Source organism: Trueperaceae bacterium (assembly GCA_036381035.1).
Classification (GTDB): domain Bacteria; phylum Deinococcota; class Deinococci; order Deinococcales; family Trueperaceae; genus DASRWD01.
On the sequence record DASVDQ010000090.1, the window covers coordinates 1 to 1,421 of the forward strand.

Consider the following 1,421-nt stretch of genomic DNA (forward strand, 5'->3'; position numbering starts at 1 on the left):
ACGAAGCCGAGCCCTGTGAAGATGAGCGCCCAGTCCTCGTGCTCACGCAGGATCGCGATCGCCTCCTCGAGCGTGAGGCGCAGCGGTTCGACCTGGGGCGCGTCACTCATCGCCCTCTCCCTTCACCCGCGCGAGCACGGCTAGCGCAGCGTCGTACGCGCCTAGGTCCACGGACACGAGGCCAGCCGCTTCATCTATCACGCCGCCGTGCAGGACCGCCTCCAGCGCCTCGACCAGTTCTGCGGTGGGGTCACGCGGCACGAGGTCATGCCCCTCTGTGAGCGCCTTCAGCGCTTGCAGAGCGTCCCCGAGGATCACGTCGGAGTCGTCCGGCTGGGCGGGGATGCTCATGTGGAACCGCTTGCCTTCGCAGAGGCGTTGCAGCTCCGCGCTCGCGGCGTCATGCCGGCGGCGCGCTTCTTCGAGCGTGAGCGTGAGCGACTCGACCGGGGGCGCGTCAGGCGCGGTCACGACCGGGCCTCCTCGGGGTGCACGACTCTGACTAGGGCCTCGGGTTCAAGGCCCTCGTACTGGCGGAGCTGGGCGAGGAGTATCTCGGCCTGCTGCCGCACGTCGCCTCGCCAGCCCCAGGGGTCGTCGCCGATGGGCTGGTACGCGCCGAGCTCCTCCCGTTCCTGCGCGAGCTCCGCTTCAACTTCTCTGCGGCGGGACTCGAGTTCGGCGATCTCGTCGTCGATCTCTTCGAGCTCGTCGAGGAGTTCGCGGAAGCGCGAGCGGGGCCGGGGGGTGAGCGTGTGGCCTCCTGTCTCGGCGGCCACGGCTTCGGCGAGGTCGGGGGCGAGTTGGTAGAGACGGGCGTATTCGGCTTGCACGAGCTCGAAGGTGGCGAGGGGGAGGCGTGGGTTGCGCGGGCTCACGGCCTGCTCCCGATCGTCCGGTCCACTTCCCAAAAGGTGACGTCCATCCAGGCGTGCACGTCGGCGTTGACGCGTGCGAACAGCCAGGCGAAGCACAAGAGGTTGATGAGGTACAGGCCGACACCCTCTCGCTCTGCACCGAGCACCAGCAGGGTCGAGCCAGATACGAACGCGCAAGCCATGACCCCCCAGACGAAGCCGGTGACTGTCGCCCGAGCCTCAAGTCGCTCCGCGAGAATGCCCAAGTCCCGCTCACTCATCGCGGGCCTCCTCCAGTTCGGCGTCACGACGACGATCAAGCTCAGCCAACAGGCGGTCGGCGAACTCCACGACCCGCTCAGGCTCACCGCCGTTGAGCAACCAGGCGCGGTACGCCTCACCGGCAGCGGCGCGTACCAGCTCCTCGCGCCGCTCGGCGCGGACCGACGACCGGTGCTGCTCCATCACCAGGTCGAACGCGCGCATGAGCGCCTCATCCGCGCCCGACTCCACGATGCGCTTGGCCTCACTGAGCTTGACGCCGGGCACGACCTGCCGCAACGC

The 1,421-nt window shown here is 68.8% G+C and carries 4 protein-coding genes; all 4 read right to left on the reverse strand.

The features are described from left to right. Positions 1-102: 102 nt before the first annotated feature. Positions 103-471 (reverse strand): hypothetical protein, encoded by a 369-nt coding sequence (locus VF202_10545; protein HEX7040544.1) that lies wholly within the window; start codon positions 469-471, stop codon positions 103-105. Beyond that, positions 468-878 (reverse strand): hypothetical protein, encoded by a 411-nt coding sequence (locus tag VF202_10550; protein ID HEX7040545.1) that lies wholly within the window; start codon positions 876-878, stop codon positions 468-470. Before VF202_10550 ends, VF202_10545 begins: the two co-directional genes overlap by 4 nt. Then, the gene (locus VF202_10555; GenBank protein ID HEX7040546.1) at positions 875-1,177 is read right to left on the reverse strand and encodes a hypothetical protein; all 303 of its coding nucleotides are present in this window, start codon (positions 1,175-1,177) and stop codon (positions 875-877) included. The genes VF202_10550 and VF202_10555 overlap by 4 nt, the downstream gene beginning before the upstream one ends. Next, positions 1,131-1,421, reverse strand: a 291-nt coding sequence (locus VF202_10560; GenBank protein ID HEX7040547.1) for a hypothetical protein, incomplete at its 5' end; no start/stop codon positions are given. The genes VF202_10560 and VF202_10555, both read right to left, overlap by 47 nt.